Below are 18059 nucleotides of genomic sequence, written 5' to 3' on the forward strand. Positions count from 1 at the left end.
CGATGGGCCTGCGCCGGCTCCGCGCCGCCGGCCAGGACCGGGATGGATGCGGATTGTTCCGTGAAGTGTAGCGACGGCCCCGGCGCCTGCCGCCGCCAACCGACAACCTGAAGCCCGCGAGGAGCCAGCGACAGCCATGATCCCGCCGATCCCCAGCGACGTACTGCCGGTCACCGCGCAGCAGGACCCGGCGCGCTCGCGCCCGGACGTCGCCCCGGTGGCGCCGGTGGTTCCTGCCACGGGCGATGCCGCCGTGGGCCTGGAACGCCGCCCGGCGGAAATGACGCCGGAGGAAGAGTACCCGCAGCACCAGCGGCGCCGGCAGCAGGCGCAGGGCGAGGAGGCTGAGCCCGAGGCACCGGAGGAGCCCGCCGACGACGGCCTGGGCGAGGCGCCGCGCAAGGGCGTGTGGATCGACATCGAGGTCTGAGCGCGCCGCGTAGTAAGCTGTTCTTTCCGACCTGCCTCCTGTCACCGCCATGCTCTTCGCCGACGCGCCCATCCACCTCGAACACGCAGAGCTGCGCCTGATCCCGCATTGGTGCGATGAAGCCTGCGCCACGGCCTGGTTCGCCGAGCTGGTCGAGCACACTCCCTGGGAACAGCCCCGCGTGCACCTGCACGGCCGCGACTACCCGGTGCCGCGCCTGCTGGCCTGGTACGGCGACGCCGAGGCCAGCTACCGCTATTCCGGCCTGGTCCACCGGCCGCTGCCGTGGACGCCGCTGCTGGCGGAAATCCGCGAGCGCGTGCAGGCCGAGGTCGGCCAGCGCCTGAACGGCGTGCTGCTCAACTATTACCGCGACGGCCAGGATTCCATGGGCTGGCACAGCGACGACGAGCCGGAGCTGGGCCGCAACCCGCTGGTGGCCTCGCTGAACCTCGGCGGCACGCGGCGCTTCGACCTGCGCCGCAAGGGCCGCGCGGCCATCGAACACTCCCTGCAACTGGATTCCGGCAGCCTGCTGGTCATGTCCGGCGCAACGCAGCATTATTGGCAGCATCAGGTGGCCAAGACGCGGCGCCCGGTCGCCCCCCGCCTGAACCTGACTTTCCGCCTGGTGCATGCCTGATCATGAGCAACGACGACAAGCTGATCGACTTCAACGCCGAGCGCGACAAGCGCATCCACGACGTCCACGAGAAGCGCCTGCAGGAAGTGCGCAAGGCCTTCGAGCAGGCCCTGCCGCTGGGCAAGGCACGCAAGAAGGGCAAGGGCAAGCCGAAGAAGCGCTGATGCGTGGTGATGTCTTTCATCTTAGTTGACGTTGTAATCCATCCAGTTTCTATGCTCTTCAATAAGCTCGGCATAGGTTTTAGGTGGTATCGAAAGTCACTCTGAGATCTCTGAGCTAATTGGCTCCCGATTGAGTACGGCTTTATATGAGCGCCTGACTATGTCAATGCGCTCGGCTCTTCCATTGTAAGAGCCTATCCAATTCATATGGGAGTTGAGGATTGATCGGTAGTTCCTGAAGTTCGCATTTGCCCATTTTGTTTCTTCGGCTTTTGGTGGGCGACCAAAGGCTACCTGATAAGATCTACTTACAACTGCTTTCCTTTCGTCTGCTCCGGGCTGGCTCATTAGCCAGTTTTCATGCTCAAGGTTTAAGCTCTCGTAGGTCAGGTTCTTATCGATTATTGTTGCTAGCCAGCCATCGTAAGAAATTCCGTAGGCTTCCCATAGGGTAGGCGCTCGGCCAAATGAGTCTTGGAAGGAATTAAAGAGAGCTTTTAGCCCCTTGCTAGACGTTTCAGTCTGTGCATTCAGAGGCATGTAAGAGTAAAGTTGAGTTAGCTTTAAAATGGAAGGGGAGGCGGGTTTGTCGATTCCCCGCTTGTCGGTGATGCCGAAATGCTTTTCACATTCGCTATACCAGTCGATATCTTTGTCTTGATATTCGTATAGGTTGACGTTACGAATTCCGAGTTCTGCAATGGCGGGAATGAGGTCTAGCAGAAAGAGATGCTGTTTTCTGGCATCAGACATGCGGTAAGTACAATTACCTTGAGCAGAGGGTCTTCCTGTTTCCGCTATCCAGAGTCCGTCTCCGAACTCTCGTTTTAGAAGGCTTAGGTTGTTTTTTAGTCTTGGGAAATTTCTGGAGTGGTCATAGTCGTCAGGATACAGGTCGAATGAATAGATATCTAGCGTGCGCTTCAGTCTTTGCATGTACTCAATTGAATGGGCGCTTCCATTTTCCGCGTTTGTTGTGATTTTTGAGTTTGGAGATATCTCTTTTATCGCTTCTCTTGCTATTGCTATTGTTTGATAAAGAGAATTCATGTAGTCGGCAGGCAGTCGTGTTGGGACGTTACCTATGCAAGCGAACTCTTCGAACCTACAGACACTGAGGTAGTCATCTTTATGGTGAGTGTTGGCTTCGTTGTAAATTTGCCAAACATCAGCCTGAGGGAAAGACAGGGTTAAACGCTTGTATTGGTATTTTACCGATTGTAGGAATTCGTTGGTTGCTAGTTTTTGTTGTGCTAGCTCATAGGCTGGATAAGTGGTTATTATTGTTTTCATGTTTCTGGACCTTGCGTACTCATATAACTCTATGTAGGGTTTCCATTCGTATTCGTTGAATGTTATTTTTGTGGGGTTCTGGTAGAGCTTTACATTAATATTTAAGCTCATTCTTAACCATCTAATGTCGTGAGATGAAAGTCTGTCTATCATCCTGCGGGCTGCGGCCATTCCTCCTGGTTTGTGTAAATCGATTCCGCTGGTGAATCCGTATTCTGTCTGAGTTGAAAGTTTAGGCTTAATTGCGGAGTGTGTGTTCGCATGGAATATGATTGGCATCAGTGCTAATACGATAATGTATTTTTTTCATGCGCTCTAGTTCTTTGTTTTCTGTCTCCATTTTGAATTTAGCTTTTGAGATGCATCTTTGGTTTTAGGATTTTTCCTAGTGTTGTGAGGAATTTTCCCTCGTCTGCTTTCGGGGTGTTCCTGTTGGCTTTCTTATATTGTCTTGTGGCTTTCATGGGGGAGTAAAAATTCCCTGGAACATAGTCGTGTGAGGTAGGGGGTTGTATGAGCGATGACATTTCCGTAGTTGCCCGGAATGGAGGGGCTGAATCTGTGGTATCAGCGGACCCGTCGAACTGGCCGGAGTCTCAAAGATACGAGTTGGACTTCTGGCGCAACCAGTGGCCCCACAGGCATCTATCCGTGAGTGAAATTCAGGAGGTCCGGCACAGGGACGCCATGTGGTTGCTCGGCAACATGGGTTTCACCAAAGCTGGGAGCGACTATGCCTATCAGGGGTTTGAGGGCCGTGTGCTGGAGGTAGGTTGTGGCCCCATGGGGTTCTTCGAGAAGTTGGAAGGCGTGTCGGTCGTCTCCCAAGATTCACTGATGGCGCTTTACGCATCGAATCTCGATTTCTCGTCCCTCGGGCAGCGGGGGGCGGTGCTCTACATCGATACCCCGGTCGCGGATATCGTGGAACGCTTCGATTTCGTTGTGTGCTCGAATGTACTGGACCACACCGGAGACTGGATCAGCTTCCTGATAGATTGTGTCTCGCGACTCGAAGAGGGCGGTGAGCTACTGCTGATCACTGATTCTCGCGGCGTGCCGGCGCCGGGACATACGCAGATCTTCAATCATGACCAGTTGGTCAATGTGCTGAAGCTCCTAGGGGCCCAGGGGTTCAAGGTCGACTCCTTCACCCGGGAGGATGGCGAGCATTGTGATTTCCGGCACTACCTCCGTGCGCAATTCTGAGAGTCCAATCGGACAAGAACCTGCCGGTCAAGCGTTTCGCTGGGCCGGGAGGTACCTACAGGTATTTTTTTGGGCTTCTGACATCACCCCGCGATCCCAAGCTCTACGCGTCTACGCACCGCACCCGGGTTACCTTCAAACTTGATCTGGATCAGTTATCCGAAGCCCCGTGAACCGGGGCTTTGCGGCCATTGATCCAGGTCAATATCGCGCCCCCGGCCGACGCTAACCTGAGCCCATCTTCAAAACGCACAGGGAATCAGGAGGCCAGCATCATGTTCATCGACGAAGTGGTTCTCGCCGGCATTGTCACCGTTGGTCTGATGGTCCTGTTCTGCGGTGGAGTCGGATATTTCATCTGGAAGGACAGCCACAAGAAGGGCTGATCTCCTTCCCGATCACAGAGCACGCAAGGCACTTGGGGCGACTTCGGTCGCCCGTTTTTTTTGCCTGCGATTTTTCATGGGGCCGGGTAGGGCAGGAGAAACGCCGTCGTAGGATGGGTTGAGCGAAGCGATATCCATCGCCACGACCGCATGGGTTTCGCAGGCTCAACCCATCCTACGAAGAGCATCTCGGCGCAGTCGGCTACGACCGTGCGTCCCTGAAGAGTAGGGCGCATAACCGTTCGCGGTTATCCGCCGATACGCCGGGGCCACAGTCGATGCCAAGGTTGGCCCCGAAGGTGCCGGAGACCAGGGCCAGGCGGCGGATAACGCCCTAGGCGTTATGCGCCCTACGGTTGGCCAATGAAAAACGCCGCTTTCCCCGGGGAAAGCGGCGTTTTTTTGTGGGCGCGGATCAGCCGATGGTGATCGGCGGCAGCGCCGGCAGTTCGATGTCCAGCTTCTGCTTCGGCGCCAGCACCTCGGCTTCGCCTTCCACCACCGCCTCGCCGTTCTGGTTGAGCACGCGGGTGCCGATGCGCACGCGGTTCTTCGGCAGTTTTTCCAGCACTTCCAGTTCCACGTCGAGCACGTCGCCGATCTTCACCGGGCGGGTGAAGCGCAGGCTTTGGCCCAGGTAGATGGTGCCCGGGCCGGGCAGGGTGGTGGCGATCGCCGCGCTGATCAGCGCGCCGCTGAGCATGCCGTGGGCGATGCGCTCCTTGAACAGGGTGGTGGCGGCGTAGTCGGCGTCCAGGTGGACCGGGTTGCGGTCGCCGGAGACTTCGGCGAAGAGCTGGATGTCGCGCTCGCCGACCGGGCGCTGGAAGCTGGCCTTCTGCCCGACTTCGAGCTCGGCGTAGGGAACGTTCTGCACCTGGGTCATGGCTTTTCCTCGTGGTTCGCGCCTTGGCCTGCGGAAAGGACTCCGTCCAGCCAGGCGATCAGGTTGCGGGTGACCTCGTCGCGGTTGGTCTCGTTGAACAACTCGTGGCGGGCCTCGGGGTAGATCTGCGTCTGCACGTCGCGCAGCCCGGCGCGGCCCAGCGCCGCGGCCAGGTCGCGCAGGCGCCTGCCCTGGCTGACCGGGTCGCGTTCGCCGCCGATGATCAGCAGCGGCAGGGCCTTGTCGATGCGCGCCAGGTGCTGCACCGGGGTGATGTCCTCCAGGCCGCCGAGCAGGTCCAGCCACAGCTGGTTGCTGCAGCGGAAGCCGCACAGCGGGTCGCTGATGTACTTGTCCACCTCGCGAGTGTCGCGGCTGAGCCAGTCGAATTCCGTGCGGTTGGGCTTGAAGGCCTTGTTGAACGAGCCGAAGGAGAGGAACTCGATCAGCGCGCTGCGCCCCAGCGGGCCCTGGCGCCAGCGCTCGAAGCGGGCCACCAGGCGCGCGGCGCGGTACAGCGCTATCGGCTGGTAGTTGGAGCCGGAGAGCACCGCGCCTTGCAGCGTGGCGCTGTGCTGCAGCAGGTAGGCGGTGGCGATGTAGCTGCCCATGCTGTGGCCGAGCAGGACCACCGGCAGGCCGGGGTGCTGTTCGCGCGCGTGGCGGTTGAGGCTGAGCAGGTCGCCCACCACCTTGCCCCAGCCGCCCTGGTCGGCGTAGTGGCCCAGGTCGCCGTGCTCGGCGGTGCGGCCGTGGCCGCGCTGGTCGATGGCCAGCAGCGACCAGCCGGCGGCGTTCAGCGCCTCGCCCAGGCGGGCGTAGCGCCCTGCGTGCTCGGCCATGCCATGGGAGAGCATCACCACGCCCTTGGCTGCGTCTGCGGTCCAATGGTGGGTGTACAGCGGGGTCTGGTCGCTGGCGGTCAGCCAGTAGGCGGCGTACGGCATGGGCAATCCTTGTGCCGGCTCGGGGTGGCGGCATTCTAGCAGCGCCTGGCGCCGCGCAGCATCCCGCCGGCGGTGGCGCAAGATTCACGAAGTAAATGGGAACGGCCGAAGTATTTGCGCTGCACCGGGCAACTGCTACTTTGCGACGGATGCCCCTGCGCCGGATGCCCGAGGGAGCCGGCCGGGAACAGCCTTGCAGGTAATAAAGAGGACAACAGCCAATGCAAGCGGAATTCTGGAACGACAAACGTCCCGCCGGCGTGCCCAGCCAGCTCGACCTGGGCGCTTACAAATCGGTGGTGGAAGTGTTCGAGCGCTCCTGCAAGCGCTTCGCCGACCGCCCGGTGTTCAGCAACATGGGCGTGACCCTCACCTACGCCGAGCTGGACCGCCTGTCCGCCGCCTTCGCCGCCTACCTGCAGCGCAACACCGACCTCAAGCCCGGCGAGCGCATCGCCGTGCAGATGCCCAACATCCTGCAATACCCCATCGCCGTGTTCGGCGCCCTGCGCGCCGGCCTGGTGGTGGTCAACACCAACCCGCTGTACACCGCCCGCGAGATGCGCCACCAGTTCAAGGACTCGGGTGCGCGGGCGCTGGTCTACGTCAACCTGTTCGGCAAGCTGGTGCAGGAAGTGCTGCCGGACACCGGCATCGAATACCTGATCGAGGCGCAGATGGGCGACCTGCAGCCGGCGCTCAAGGGCCTGCTGGTCAACGCCGCGGTCAAGTACGTGAAGAAGATGGTCCCGGACTACCGGCTGCCCCAGGCGGTGCCCTTCAAGGAGGTGCTGCGCCAGGGCCGCGGCCATGCGCTGCAGCCGGTCAAGGTCGGCCTGGAGGACCTCGCCGTGCTGCAGTACACCGGCGGCACCACCGGCGTGGCCAAGGGCGCCATGCTCACCCACGGCAACCTGGTGGCGAACATGCTGCAGGTGGACGCCTGCCTGTCGCAGCACGGCCCCGACGGCCGCCCGCTGATGAACGAGGGCGGCGAGGTGATGATCGCGCCGCTGCCGCTGTACCACATCTATGCCTTCACCGCGAATTGCATGTGCATGATGCACAACGGCAACCACAACGTGCTGATCAGCAACCCGCGGGACATCCCCGGCTTCATCAAGGAGCTGAAGAAGTGGCGCTTCTCCTCGCTGCTGGGGCTGAACACCCTGTTCGTGGCGCTGATGGAGCACCCGGAGTTCAAGGACCTGGACTTCTCCAACCTCAAGGTCACCAACTCCGGCGGCACCGCGCTGGTCTCGGCCACCGCCGAGCGCTGGAAGGCCGCCACCGGCTGCACCGTGGTCGAGGGCTACGGCCTCACCGAGACCTCGCCGGTGGTCAGCACCAACCCCTACGGCGAGCTGGCGCGCCTGGGCACCGTGGGCATCCCGGTGCCGGGCACCGCGCTGAAGGTGATCGACGACGAGGGCAACGAGCAGCCCCTGGGCGAACGCGGCGAGCTGTGCGTGAAGGGCCCGCAGGTGATGAAGGGCTACTGGCAGCGCCCGGAGGCCACCGAGGAGGTGCTGGACGCCGAGGGCTGGCTGCGCACCGGCGACATCGCGGTGATCGACGCGGACGGTTTCGTGCGCATCGTCGACCGCAAGAAGGACCTGATCATCGTCTCCGGCTTCAACGTCTACCCCAACGAGATCGAGGACGTGGTCATGGCCCACCCGAAGGTGGCCAACTGCGCCGCGGTCGGGGTGCCGGACGAACGTTCCGGCGAGGCCGTCAAACTCTTCGTCGTGGCCCGTGAGCCGGGTCTGACGGTGGAGGAGCTGAAGGCCTACTGCAAGGAGAACTTCACCGGCTACAAGGTGCCCAAGCAGATCGTCCTCAAGGAGGCCCTGCCGATGACCCCGGTGGGCAAGATCCTCCGCCGCGAGCTGCGCGAAAGCGCCTGACCGCATCAGCCCTCGCAACCCTCCGAACGGAGGCTGGTCCGCCGACCCGCCTCCGTTTTTTTCGTCTCGCTTTCCCCGGCAGTGTCTTTGTCAGACAATCCAACAAGGCCGCAGCCCTTCTGGCACGGGCTTTTCCGACCGATGGGCGGGTTGTGACCGATTTACCTGCTCTTGGTCATTTTTATGACTGGGTAGGCTGTGTTTGGTGCTGGTCGGGTTTTGGCAAAGCTGTTAATCTCGGCCCGCTTTTCGCTCCCCGACCCGGGGAAAGCGGCACAAACACAACAAAGAACCGCGTACGCGGTAAAGATAAGCTGTTGCTTAGGAGTGGGCTTCCATGATCGACAATTTCTGGAAGGACAAATACCCAGCAGGTATCGCTGCCGAGATCAATGCCGACCAGTACCCGAACATCCTCGCGGTGCTCAAGGAGTCCTGCCAACGCTTTGCCAACAAGCCTGCCTTCAGCAACCTTGGCAAGACCCTGACCTACGGCGACCTGTACCGCCTCTCCGGTGATTTCGCCGCCTACCTGCAGAACGACACCGACCTGCAGCCGGGCGACCGCATCGCGGTGCAGCTGCCCAACGTCCTGCAATATCCCATCGTGGTGTTCGGCGCCATGCGCGCCGGCCTCATCGTGGTCAACACCAACCCGCTGTACACCGCGCGGGAGATGGAACACCAGTTCAACGACTCCGGCGCCAAGGCGCTGGTGTGCCTGGCCAACATGGCCCACCTGGCCGAGGAAGTGCTGCCGCGCACCGGCATCCGCCACGTGCTCATCACCGAGGTCGCCGACCTGCTGCCGCCGCTCAAGCGCCTGCTGATCAACGCGGTGGTCAAGTACGTCAAGAAGATGGTCCCGGCCTACCACATCGGCAACGCCGTCAAGCTCAACGACGCCCTGGCCAAGGGCCGCGGCAAGAGCGTGCGCGAGTCCTCGCCGAAGAGCGACGACGTGGCCGTGCTGCAGTACACCGGCGGCACCACCGGGGTGGCCAAGGGCGCCATGCTGACGCACCGCAACCTGGTGGCCAACATGCTGCAGTGCAAGGCACTGATGGGCGCCAACCTCAACGAAGGCTGCGAGATCCTCATCGCGCCGCTGCCGCTGTACCACATCTACGCCTTCACCTTCCATTGCATGGCGATGATGCTCACCGGCAACCACAACATCCTGGTGACCAACCCGCGCGACCTGAACGCCTTCTCCAAGGAACTGGCGCAGTGGAAGTTCACCGGCTTCGTCGGCCTGAACACCCTGTTCGTCGGCCTGTGCAACAACGAGGCGTTCCGCAAGCTGGACTTCTCCAGCCTTAAGCTGACGCTCTCCGGCGGCATGGCCCTGCAACAGGCCGCGGCCGAGCGCTGGAAGGAAGTCACCGGCTGCTCCATCTGCGAAGGCTACGGCATGACCGAGACCAGCCCGGTGGTGTCGGTGAACCCGTTCCAGAACATCCAGATCGGCACCATCGGCATTCCGGTTCCGTCGACCCTGTGCAAGGTCGTCGACGACGCCGGCAACGAGTTGCCCCTGGGCGAGCGCGGCGAGCTGTGCGTCAAGGGCCCGCAGGTGATGAAGGGCTACTGGCAGCGCCAGGAGGCCACCGACGAGATCCTCGACAAGGACGGCTGGCTGCGCACCGGCGACGTGGCGATCATCCAGGAAGACGGCTACATGCGCATCGTCGACCGCAAGAAGGACATGATCCTGGTCAGCGGCTTCAACGTGTACCCCAACGAGCTGGAAGACGTCCTCGCCACCCTGCCGGGTGTGCTGCAGTGCGCCGCCATCGGCGTGCCGGACGAGCGTTCCGGCGAGGTGATCAAGGTGTTCGTGGTGCCGCGCCCGGGTGTGACCCTGACCAAGGAGCAGGTGGTCAAGCACATGCACGACAACCTGACCGGCTACAAGCGTCCGAAGTACGTGGAGTTCCGCGAGAGCCTGCCGACCACCAACGTCGGCAAGATCCTCCGTCGCGAATTGCGCGACCAGGAGCTAAAGAAGGCCCAGGCCTGAGCCGATAACAAGAAACCCGCCCCACGGCGGGTTTTTTGATGCCGTCGCCCCTGCCTATGGAGGCTGCCACCGTGATTCCCTCCCTGCGCCTGCGCGCCAAGGTCCTGAGCCTGGCGCTACTCCCGATCCTGATCCTCACCCTGGTGCTCTGCACCGTGACCCTGGTGGCGCTGCAGCGGCTGTCCGGCCAGCAGGAAGAGCAGATCCGCCAGAGCCTGATCGAAGACCGCCAGGTCCAGCTCAAGCAGTTCGTCGACGTCGCCCTGGCGGCGGTCGGCCCGCAGTACCAGGCCGCGGCCGAAGGCGATGCGGCGGCGCGCGAGGCCGGGGTGGCGCTGCTCAAGCGCCTGGCCTACGGCAACGGCGGCTACTTCTGGGGCTACGACACCCGCTCGGTGCGCGTCTTCCAGGGCACCAGCGAAGAGCGCATCGGCGAAGACTTCAGCAGCTTCCGCGACCCCAACGGCGTCTACGCCATCCGCGAGCTGGTGCGCGCCGGCCAGGACGACAGCCACTACGTGCACTACAGCTTCACCCGCCCGGGCAACAGCGCCGTCGTGCCGAAGATCGGCTACGCGCAGTACCTGCCGAAGTGGAACCTGGTGTTCGGCACCTCGCTGAACCTGGACGACATCGAGGAAGACGTGGCCAAGGCCCGCGAACAACTGCACGGGCAGATCAACAGCCTGCTGACGCTGATGATCGGCTCGGCCCTGGCGCTGCTGGTGATCATCGCCCTGGTGGCGGTGCCCACCGGCAACGCCATCGTCCGCCCGCTGCTGCGGGTCAAGGCCAACCTCGACGACATGGCTGCCGGCGACGGCAACCTGACCCACCGCCTGCCGGTGGAAAGCCGCGACGAACTGGGCGAGCTGGCGCAGTCGTTCAACCGCTTCGTCGAGAAGATCCACACCCTGGTGCAGCAGGTGGCCGGCACCACCGGGCAACTGTCCGGGCTGGTCGGCAACGTCGCCCAGCAGGCGCAGCGCTCGGAGCAGGCGATGGCCGGCCAGCGCAGCGAGACCGACCAGGTGGCCACGGCGATCAACGAGATGACCGCCGCCGCCCAGGAAGTGGCGCGCAGCGCCCAGCGCGCCGCCGACGCCGCCCGCGACACCGACCGCGAGGGCCAGGCGGCCAAGCGCGAGGTGGACCTGTGCGTGGCGCAGATCAACGACCTGGCCGGCGAGGTGAGCAGCAGCAGCGAGGCCCTGGACACCCTCAGCCAGGACGTGCGCGGCATCGTCGGCGTGCTGGAAGTGATCCGCTCCATCGCCGAGCAGACCAACCTGCTGGCGCTCAACGCCGCCATCGAGGCGGCCCGCGCCGGCGAGGCCGGGCGCGGCTTCGCGGTGGTCGCTGACGAAGTGCGCGCGCTGGCCAGCCGTACCCAGCAGAGCACCGGCGAGATCCAGCAGATGATCGACCGCCTGCAGGCCACCACCGCCGGTTCCGTGCAGGCCATGCAGCGCGCCAGCGAGATGGCCGGGCGCACCCGCAGCCAGGCCGACCAGGCCGGGCAGTCGCTGGACGCCATGGCCAACCTGATCGGCACCATCAACTCGATGAACGCGCAGATCGCCAGCGCCGCCGAGGAACAGACCGCGGTGGCCGAGGAGATCAACCGCAGCGTGCACCAGATCGCCGACGGCGTGGACCGGGTGGCCGAGGACGCCGTGCAGGGCGCGCGCACCGCCAGCGAGCTGAGCGGCCTGGGCGAGCGCCTGCGCCAGCTGGTCGGCCAGTTCCGCATCTGATTCGCGCCTGAAACCCCGCCGCCACGCACTGGGCGTGGCGACGCGGGGCGTTACTCTGCGACAATCCCGTCTTTGCCCCTTTCCGGAAGCGGCCGCCGCCAGGCGCGCGGCCGCCTTTCGCACAGACGCCAGCGCAGCCGATGACCGACGTAACGCCCAGCCCCGAACAGCTCCTGCAACGCCTCGACCACGCGTTGATCCGCGACCGCCACCGCCTGCGCCGGCAGTTCCACGAACTGCGCAAGCACCCCGACGACGGCAAGCTGGCGCAATGGGTGGAGCGCTTCCAGGCTTCCTGCTCCAAGGTCGAGGCGCGCCGCGCCAGCGTCCCGGCGATCCGCTACGACGACAGCCTGCCGATCGCCGCCAAGCGCGACGAGATCAAGGCCGCGCTGCTGAAGAGCCAGGTGGTGGTGATCGCCGGCGAGACCGGCTCGGGCAAGACCACCCAGCTGCCGAAGATCTGCCTGGAACTGGGCCGCGGCAGCCACGGCCTGATCGGCCACACCCAGCCGCGCCGCCTGGCCGCGCGCAGCGTCGCCACGCGGGTGGCCGAGGAGATCGGCACGCCGCTGGGTTCGCTGGTGGGCTACCAGGTGCGCTTCGAGGACCAGAGCGACGACAGCACCCTGGTCAAGCTGATGACCGACGGCATCCTGCTGGCCGAGACCCAGCACGACCGCTACCTGGAGCGCTACGACACCATCATCGTCGACGAGGCCCACGAGCGCAGCCTGAACATCGACTTCCTGCTCGGCTTCCTCAAGACCCTGCTGCCGCGCCGGCCGGACCTGAAGCTGATCATCACCTCGGCGACTATCGACCTGGAGCGCTTCTCCAAGCACTTCGGGGACGCGCCTATTGTCGAAGTCTCCGGGCGCACCTACCCGGTGGAAACCTGGTACCGCCCGCTGGCCGCCGAAGTGGACGAGGACGGCGAGGCGCTGTTCGACGACCTCTCGGTGGACGAGGGCATCCTCCGCGCCCTGGACGAAATCGCCGCCCACGAGCGCGAAGTCGGCAAGCGCCCCGGCGACGTGCTGGTGTTCCTCCCCGGCGAACGGGAAATCCGCGATGCCGCGGACATGCTGCGCAAGGCCAACCTGCGCCATACCGAGGTGCTGCCGCTATACGCGCGGCTGACCCCGGCGGAACAGCAGAAGATCTTCGCGCCCATGCCGGGGCGCAAGATAGTGCTGGCCACCAACGTCGCCGAGACCTCGCTGACGGTGCCGGGCATCCGCTACGTGATCGACAGCGGCACCGCGCGCATCAGCCGCTACAGCTACCGCGCCAAGGTCCAGCGGCTGCCCATCGAGGCTATCTCCCAGGCCAGCGCCAACCAGCGCAAGGGCCGCTGCGGGCGGGTCGAGCCGGGCATCTGCGTGCGCCTGTACAGCGAGGAGGATTTCAACGGCCGGCCGGCCTTCACCGACCCGGAGATCCTGCGCACCAACCTGGCGGCGGTGATCCTGCAGATGCTCCACCTGCGCCTGGGCGACATCGAGGCCTTCCCCTTCATCGAGCCGCCGGACGGCAAGGCGATCAAGGACGGCTTCACCCTGCTGCAGGAACTCTCGGCGGTGAACCGCGAGGGCCAGCTGACGCCGCTGGGCCGCCAGCTGGCGCGCCTGCCGGTGGACCCGCGGCTGGGCCGCATGCTGCTGGAGGCGGCCCACCAGGGCAGCCTGAACGAAGTGCTGACGGTGGCCAGCGCGCTCTCCGTGCAGGACCCGCGCGAACGCCCGATCGAACGCCAGCAGGCCGCCGACCAGGCCCACGCGCAGTGGAAGGACCCGGACTCCGACTTCGCCGCGCTGATCAACCTCTGGCGCGGCTTCGAGGAACAGCGCCAGGCCCTGGGCTCCAACGCCCTGCGCGCCTGGTGCCGGAAGAACTTCCTGAATTACCTGCGCCTGCGCGAATGGCGCGATGCGCACCGCCAGCTCACCCTGATCTGCCGCGAACTTAAACTCCCCTTCGGCAAGGGCGATGCTTCTCGTAGGAGCGAGGGGGGCGCCTCAGCCATTGCTCGCGAACAACCCAACGCTGCGAAACCCCAGGCGACCAAAGACGCGAAGAGCGTTCGCGAGCAAGCTCGCTCCTACAAGGAAGGTGAGCCGCCCAAGCGCGACATCGACTACGCCGCCGTGCACAAGGCCATCCTCTCCGGCCTGCTCAGCCAGATCGGCCAGAAGTCCGAGGACGGCGACTACCTGGGCGCGCGCCAGCGGCGCTTCTGGGTCCACCCCTCCAGCGTCATCGGGCGCAAGAAGCCGCAGTGGATCATGGCCGCCGAGCTGGTGGAGACCACCAAGCTGTTTGCGCGCATGGTGGCGAAGATCGAGCCGGACTGGCTGGAGCCCCTGGCCGGCCACCTGGTGAAGAAGAACCACCTGGAACCGCACTGGGAGAAGAAGCGCGGCCAGGTGGTGGCCTACGAGCAGGTGACCCTCTACGGGCTGATCGTCGTCGGCCGCCGCGCCGTGCACTACGGCCCCATCGACCCGCCGGTGGCCCGCGAGCTGTTCATCCGCGAGGCCCTGGTGCGCGGCGAGATCAACAGCCGCGCCAGGTGCCTTGCCGCCAACCGCCAGTTGCTGGAGAAGCTCGACGAACTGGAAGCCAAGGCGCGCCGCCGCGACATCCTCGCCGACGAGGAAACCCTGTTCGCCTACTACGACGCGCGCCTGCCGGCGGACATCTACCAGACCGCCAGCTTCGAGAAGTGGTACGAGCGCGAGCACAAGCAGCAGCCCGATCTGCTGATCATGCGCGAGGAAGACGTGCTGGCCCGCGATGCCAGCGAAGTCACCGCCGGCCTCTATCCGGACCGCCTGCGCCTGGGCGAGCTGCAGTTGCCGCTGAGCTACCACTTCGAGCCGGGCCACCCGCGCGACGGCGTGACCCTGCGCGTGCCGGCGCCGCTGCTGCCGCAACTGCCCGCCGAGCGCCTGGAATGGCTGGTGCCGGGCCTGCTGGAAGCCAAGTGCGTGGCCCTTGTGCGCAACCTGCCCAAGGCCATCCGCAAGAACTTCGTGCCGGTGCCGGACTTCGTCCGCGCCGCGCTGGGCAAGATGACCTTCGCCGAAGGGGCGCTGCCCGAGGCCCTGGGCCGCGAGCTGCAACGCATGACCGGCAGCCGCGTGCCCGAGGAAGCCTGGGCCGAGGCCGAAACCCAGGTGGAAAGCCACCTGCGCATGAACATCGAGGTGGTGGACGCCCGCGGCAAGTTCCTCGGCGAAGGCCGCGACCTCGCCGAACTCACCGCGCGCTTCGCCGAAGCCAGCCAGGCCGCCCTGGCCATTCCCCAGGCCGACAAGCCGCAGAAGCCGGTGGAAGCCAAGGGCTTCGCCGAAGTGGCGGAAAAGGCCCAGCAGAAGATCGCCGGGCTGTCGATGACGGTCTACCCGGCGCTGGTGGAAGAGGGCGGGGTGGTGAAGGAAAACCGCTTCCCCACCCAGGCCGAGGCCGAGTACCAGCACCGCCGCGCCCTGCAGCGCCTGCTGCTGCAGCAACTGGCCGAGCCGGCGAAATTCCTGCGTGGCAAGCTGCCGGGGCAGACCGAGATGGGCCTGCTGTACCGCGAACTGGGCCGCGTCGAGGCGCTGGTGGAAGACATCCTCCTGGCCAGCCTGGACGCCTGCATCCTCGAAGGCGAGGCCAGCCTGCCCCGCGACGGCGCGGCCCTGGCTTCGCTGGCGGAGAAAAAACGCGGCGCCTGGACCGAACACGCCGAACGCATCGCCCGCCTGGTGCTGGACATCCTCAAGCTCTGGCACGGCCTGCAGAAGCGCTTCAAGGGCAAGGTCGACTTGGCCATGACGGTGCCGCTCAACGACGTGAAGGGGCAACTGGCCAACCTGGTCTACCCCGGCTTCGTCCGCGACACCCCGCTGGAATGGCTGAAGGAATACCCGCGCTACCTCAAGGCCGTGGAACAGCGCCTGGACAAGGTCGCCGGCCAGGTCCAGCGCGACCGCGTGTGGAGCGGCGAGATGGCCGGCTACTGGGACCAGTACAAGGCCCGCCAGGCCAAGCACGCCCAGGAAGGCAAGCGCGATCCGGAACTGGTGCTGTACCGCTGGATGCTGGAGGAATACCGCGTATCGCTGTTCGCCCAGCAACTGGGGACCAAGGTGCCGGTGTCGGACAAGCGGCTGAGCAAGCAGTGGAGCCAGGTCGAGGCCTGACGAGGTTTTTCGTAGGAGCGAGGGGGACGCCTAGTTCTTGCTCGCGAACAGTGTTTCCCGGCTGCTCCGGTGTTCGAGAGGGACTCCGCTCCCTCTCCCTAACCCTCGGCTGCGCGCCCCGCCCTGAAGGGAGAGGGGACCGTTCGGCGTGCTCGGGTGTTTCGGCGTTAGCCGGAAGAGGGGGCGTTGGGCCGAACGGGATGTTTTGGAGTTAGCCGGCAGCACCGAAGGTTTCCGGCTGAAACCATTCCCTCTCTCGGCACGGACAAGCCCCCTCTCCCTTCAGGGAGAGGGCGGGGGGAGAGGGCTGCGGACTTCGACACCGCTCCGTAGCCAAGCTGGACACCATCGTTCGCGAGCAGCCCAACCCCAACCTCAACCCCGCTGCGGAATCCCCAACCCCCGCTGCACCGCCGGCCGCGCCAGGAACGCCTCCAGTACCCGTTTCACATTGCCGAAGCGCTCGAACTGCACCAGGTCACCCGCCTCGTAGAAGCCCACCAGGTTGCGCACCCAGGGGAAGATGGCGATGTCGGCGATGCCGTACTCCTGCCCCATCACCCAGTCGCGCCCTTCCAGGCGCTGGTCGAGCACGCCGAGCAGCCGCCGGGACTCCTCCACATAGCGATTCAGCGGCCGCTTGTCCTCGATCTCGCGACCGGCGAATTTATTGAAGAAGCCCAGTTGGCCGAACATCGGGCCGATGCCGCCCATCTGGAACATCAACCACTGGATCGCCTCGTAGCGCCGCGCCGGGTCCTGGGGCAGCAACTGGCCGGTCTTGTCGGCCAGGTAGATGAGGATGGCGCCGGACTCGAACAGCGCCAGCGGCTGGCCGCCGGGGCCGTTGGGGTCGAGGATGGCGGGAATCTTGTTGTTCGGGTTCAGCGAGAGGAATTCCGGGCTGAACTGGTCGTTGCGCTCGAAGCTGACCAGGTGCGGCTCGTAGGCCAGGCCGGTTTCCTCCAGCATGATCGAGACCTTCACCCCGTTGGGCGTGGGCAGCGAGTACAGCTGCAGGACGTCGGGGCGGGTGGCGGGCCATTTGCGGGTGATCGGGAAGTCGGCGAGCGAAGGCATGGGAACTCCGGTCTGAAAGTCGAACGCCCAGCATACGCCGCCGATCGCGCAGGGGGGAGGTGCCAGCGGCGCCGCGAGCCGGTATGGTGCCGTCTCCGATCCACCGCTCAAGGACAGCGCCATGAGCCTGCAAGGCACCTATGACCCGCAGAACATCTTCGCCCAGATCATTCGCGGCGACGCCCCCTGCTACAAGCTGTACGAGGACGACGACGTGCTCGCCTTCCTCGACCTCTTCCCGCAGTCCCACGGCCATGCGCTGGTGGTGCCCAAGCGCAGCGCCGCGCGCAACATCCTCGAAGTCGACGCCGATGCGCTGTGCAAGGTGATGGGGGTGGTGCAGCGCCTGACCCGCGCGATAGTCGAGGAACTCAACCCCGACGGCGTGCAGGTGGCCCAGTTCAACGGTGCGCCCGCCGGGCAGACGGTGTTCCATATCCACGTGCACATAGTGCCGCGCTACGCCGGCCAGGGCCTGGGCATCCACGCCGCGCAGAAGGCCGACCCGGCCGAGCTGGAACAGCTGCAGGCGCGCCTGGTGCGACGCATCAACGGGTAAGCCGGGGAAGGGCGGGGCCGCGGCCCCGCCCGGGCGTCAACGCTGGGCCGGGAGGATGTCGAAGCCTTTGTTGGCGTCGCTGAGGATGCGGAACTGCGCGGTCTCGCCGGCGGCGAGGTCCACCAGCAGTTCGCGGCGCAGCAGGCCCTTGCTGCACAGGCCCTCGCCCTGTTCGTCGGCGCCGATGCCGACGATGTGCTGGCCGGGCGGCAGCTGGAAGCTGGCGGTCTCGCCCACGGCGATGCGCGCGGCCAATTGGCGGTCGATCTTGAAGGCGACCATGCAGCCGCCGCCGAGGAAGCCCAGGTCGCGCTCGACCTCGACCCTGGCGCCGTCCTGGGCCTCCTGCTGGAAGCCCAGCAGACGGTCGGCGGGCACCGGGCCGGTTTCCCTGGCCTGGTAGGACGAGCAGCCGGCCAGGGCCAGCAGGGACAGCGAAGCGATCAATGCGCGCATGGGCGCCCTCCGTGGTTGGGGTTCCTCGAAGGCTAGCGCAGCGGCGATGAAGCTGCCGTGAATTCACGGCGTTGGTCGCCATGCTTGCACCGTCCGGCGGGCGACGACCGGCTGTGCTGCCGG

At 64.8% G+C, this 18059-nt stretch carries 15 protein-coding genes; 10 read left to right on the forward strand and 5 right to left on the reverse strand.

Going from position 1 to position 18059, the window contains the following annotated elements; genetic code table 11:
- The first annotated feature begins 136 nt into the window (after nt 1-136).
- From RN02_RS09215 to RN02_RS33885, 3 genes are read left to right on the forward strand one after another with little or no spacing between them, the layout of a single operon-like run.
- A complete protein-coding gene (locus RN02_RS09215) occupies nt 137-430 on the forward strand; it encodes a hypothetical protein (protein WP_043314185.1) in 294 nt (97 codons plus the stop codon).
- A gap of 49 nt (nt 431-479) precedes the next feature.
- Entirely contained in the window at nt 480-1073 is a 594-nt protein-coding gene (locus tag RN02_RS09220) for an alpha-ketoglutarate-dependent dioxygenase AlkB family protein (protein ID WP_043314186.1), read from the forward strand.
- A 2-nt stretch (nt 1074-1075) separates the two neighbouring features.
- On the forward strand, nt 1076-1237 hold the full coding sequence (locus RN02_RS33885; protein WP_009618525.1) for a hypothetical protein: 162 nt from the start codon (nt 1076-1078) through the stop codon (nt 1235-1237).
- Nucleotides 1238-1333: 96 nt separating this feature from the next.
- Here RN02_RS33885 and RN02_RS33190 read toward each other — a convergent pair whose 3' ends face one another.
- Nucleotides 1334-2809, reverse strand: coding sequence for a beta-galactosidase (locus RN02_RS33190; RefSeq protein ID WP_152623738.1), 1476 nt, complete (start codon nt 2807-2809; stop codon nt 1334-1336).
- Between the two features lie 372 nt (nt 2810-3181).
- On the opposite strand from RN02_RS33190, the gene RN02_RS09225 reads away from it, so the two are divergent.
- Both RN02_RS09225 and ccoM read left to right on the forward strand, forming a co-directional pair.
- Nucleotides 3182-3739: a class I SAM-dependent methyltransferase gene (locus tag RN02_RS09225; RefSeq protein ID WP_236695169.1), complete on the forward strand. Its 558-nt coding sequence runs from the start codon at nt 3182-3184 to the stop codon at nt 3737-3739.
- Between the two features lie 275 nt (nt 3740-4014).
- Nucleotides 4015-4125 (forward strand): cytochrome c oxidase subunit CcoM, encoded by a 111-nt coding sequence (gene ccoM / locus RN02_RS34565; protein ID WP_009618523.1) that lies wholly within the window; start codon nt 4015-4017, stop codon nt 4123-4125.
- 415 nt (nt 4126-4540) lie between these two features.
- Here ccoM and RN02_RS09235 read toward each other — a convergent pair whose 3' ends face one another.
- Together RN02_RS09235 and RN02_RS09240 are read right to left on the reverse strand one after the other, a co-directional pair.
- Entirely contained in the window at nt 4541-5011 is a 471-nt protein-coding gene (locus RN02_RS09235) for a MaoC family dehydratase (protein ID WP_009618521.1), read from the reverse strand.
- Entirely contained in the window at nt 5008-5958 is a 951-nt protein-coding gene (locus RN02_RS09240) for an alpha/beta hydrolase (RefSeq protein ID WP_009618519.1), read from the reverse strand. The genes RN02_RS09235 and RN02_RS09240 overlap by 4 nt, the downstream gene beginning before the upstream one ends.
- Nucleotides 5959-6179: 221 nt before the next feature.
- On the opposite strand from RN02_RS09240, the gene fadD2 reads away from it, so the two are divergent.
- From fadD2 to hrpA, 4 genes are all read left to right on the forward strand, one after another.
- Nucleotides 6180-7868: a long-chain-fatty-acid--CoA ligase FadD2 gene (gene fadD2 / locus RN02_RS09245; protein WP_043314187.1), complete on the forward strand. Its 1689-nt coding sequence runs from the start codon at nt 6180-6182 to the stop codon at nt 7866-7868.
- Nucleotides 7869-8205: 337 nt separating this feature from the next.
- A complete protein-coding gene (gene fadD1, locus RN02_RS09250) occupies nt 8206-9891 on the forward strand; it encodes a long-chain-fatty-acid--CoA ligase FadD1 (protein WP_009618515.1) in 1686 nt (561 codons plus the stop codon).
- A 71-nt stretch (nt 9892-9962) separates the two neighbouring features.
- Nucleotides 9963-11648: a methyl-accepting chemotaxis protein gene (locus RN02_RS09255; protein WP_043314188.1), complete on the forward strand. Its 1686-nt coding sequence runs from the start codon at nt 9963-9965 to the stop codon at nt 11646-11648.
- Between the two features lie 140 nt (nt 11649-11788).
- Entirely contained in the window at nt 11789-15841 is a 4053-nt protein-coding gene (gene hrpA / locus RN02_RS09260) for an ATP-dependent RNA helicase HrpA (protein WP_043314189.1), read from the forward strand.
- Between the two features lie 375 nt (nt 15842-16216).
- On the opposite strand, the gene RN02_RS09265 is transcribed toward hrpA, so the two are convergent.
- A complete protein-coding gene (locus RN02_RS09265; RefSeq protein ID WP_043314190.1) occupies nt 16217-16921 on the reverse strand; it encodes a glutathione S-transferase N-terminal domain-containing protein in 705 nt (234 codons plus the stop codon).
- 121 nt (nt 16922-17042) lie between these two features.
- Between RN02_RS09265 and RN02_RS09270 the strand changes: the two genes are divergently transcribed.
- Nucleotides 17043-17480, forward strand: a complete 438-nt coding sequence (locus RN02_RS09270) for an HIT family protein (RefSeq protein ID WP_043267824.1) — start codon at nt 17043-17045, stop codon at nt 17478-17480.
- Nucleotides 17481-17516: 36 nt separating this feature from the next.
- Here RN02_RS09270 and RN02_RS09275 read toward each other — a convergent pair whose 3' ends face one another.
- Nucleotides 17517-17936 (reverse strand): 3-isopropylmalate dehydratase, encoded by a 420-nt coding sequence (locus RN02_RS09275; protein ID WP_043314191.1) that lies wholly within the window; start codon nt 17934-17936, stop codon nt 17517-17519.
- Between the last annotated feature and the right edge of the window lie 123 nt (nt 17937-18059).

The organism is Pseudomonas sp. PI1 (assembly GCF_000812405.1).
GTDB lineage: Bacteria > Pseudomonadota > Gammaproteobacteria > Pseudomonadales > Pseudomonadaceae > Pseudomonas > Pseudomonas citronellolis.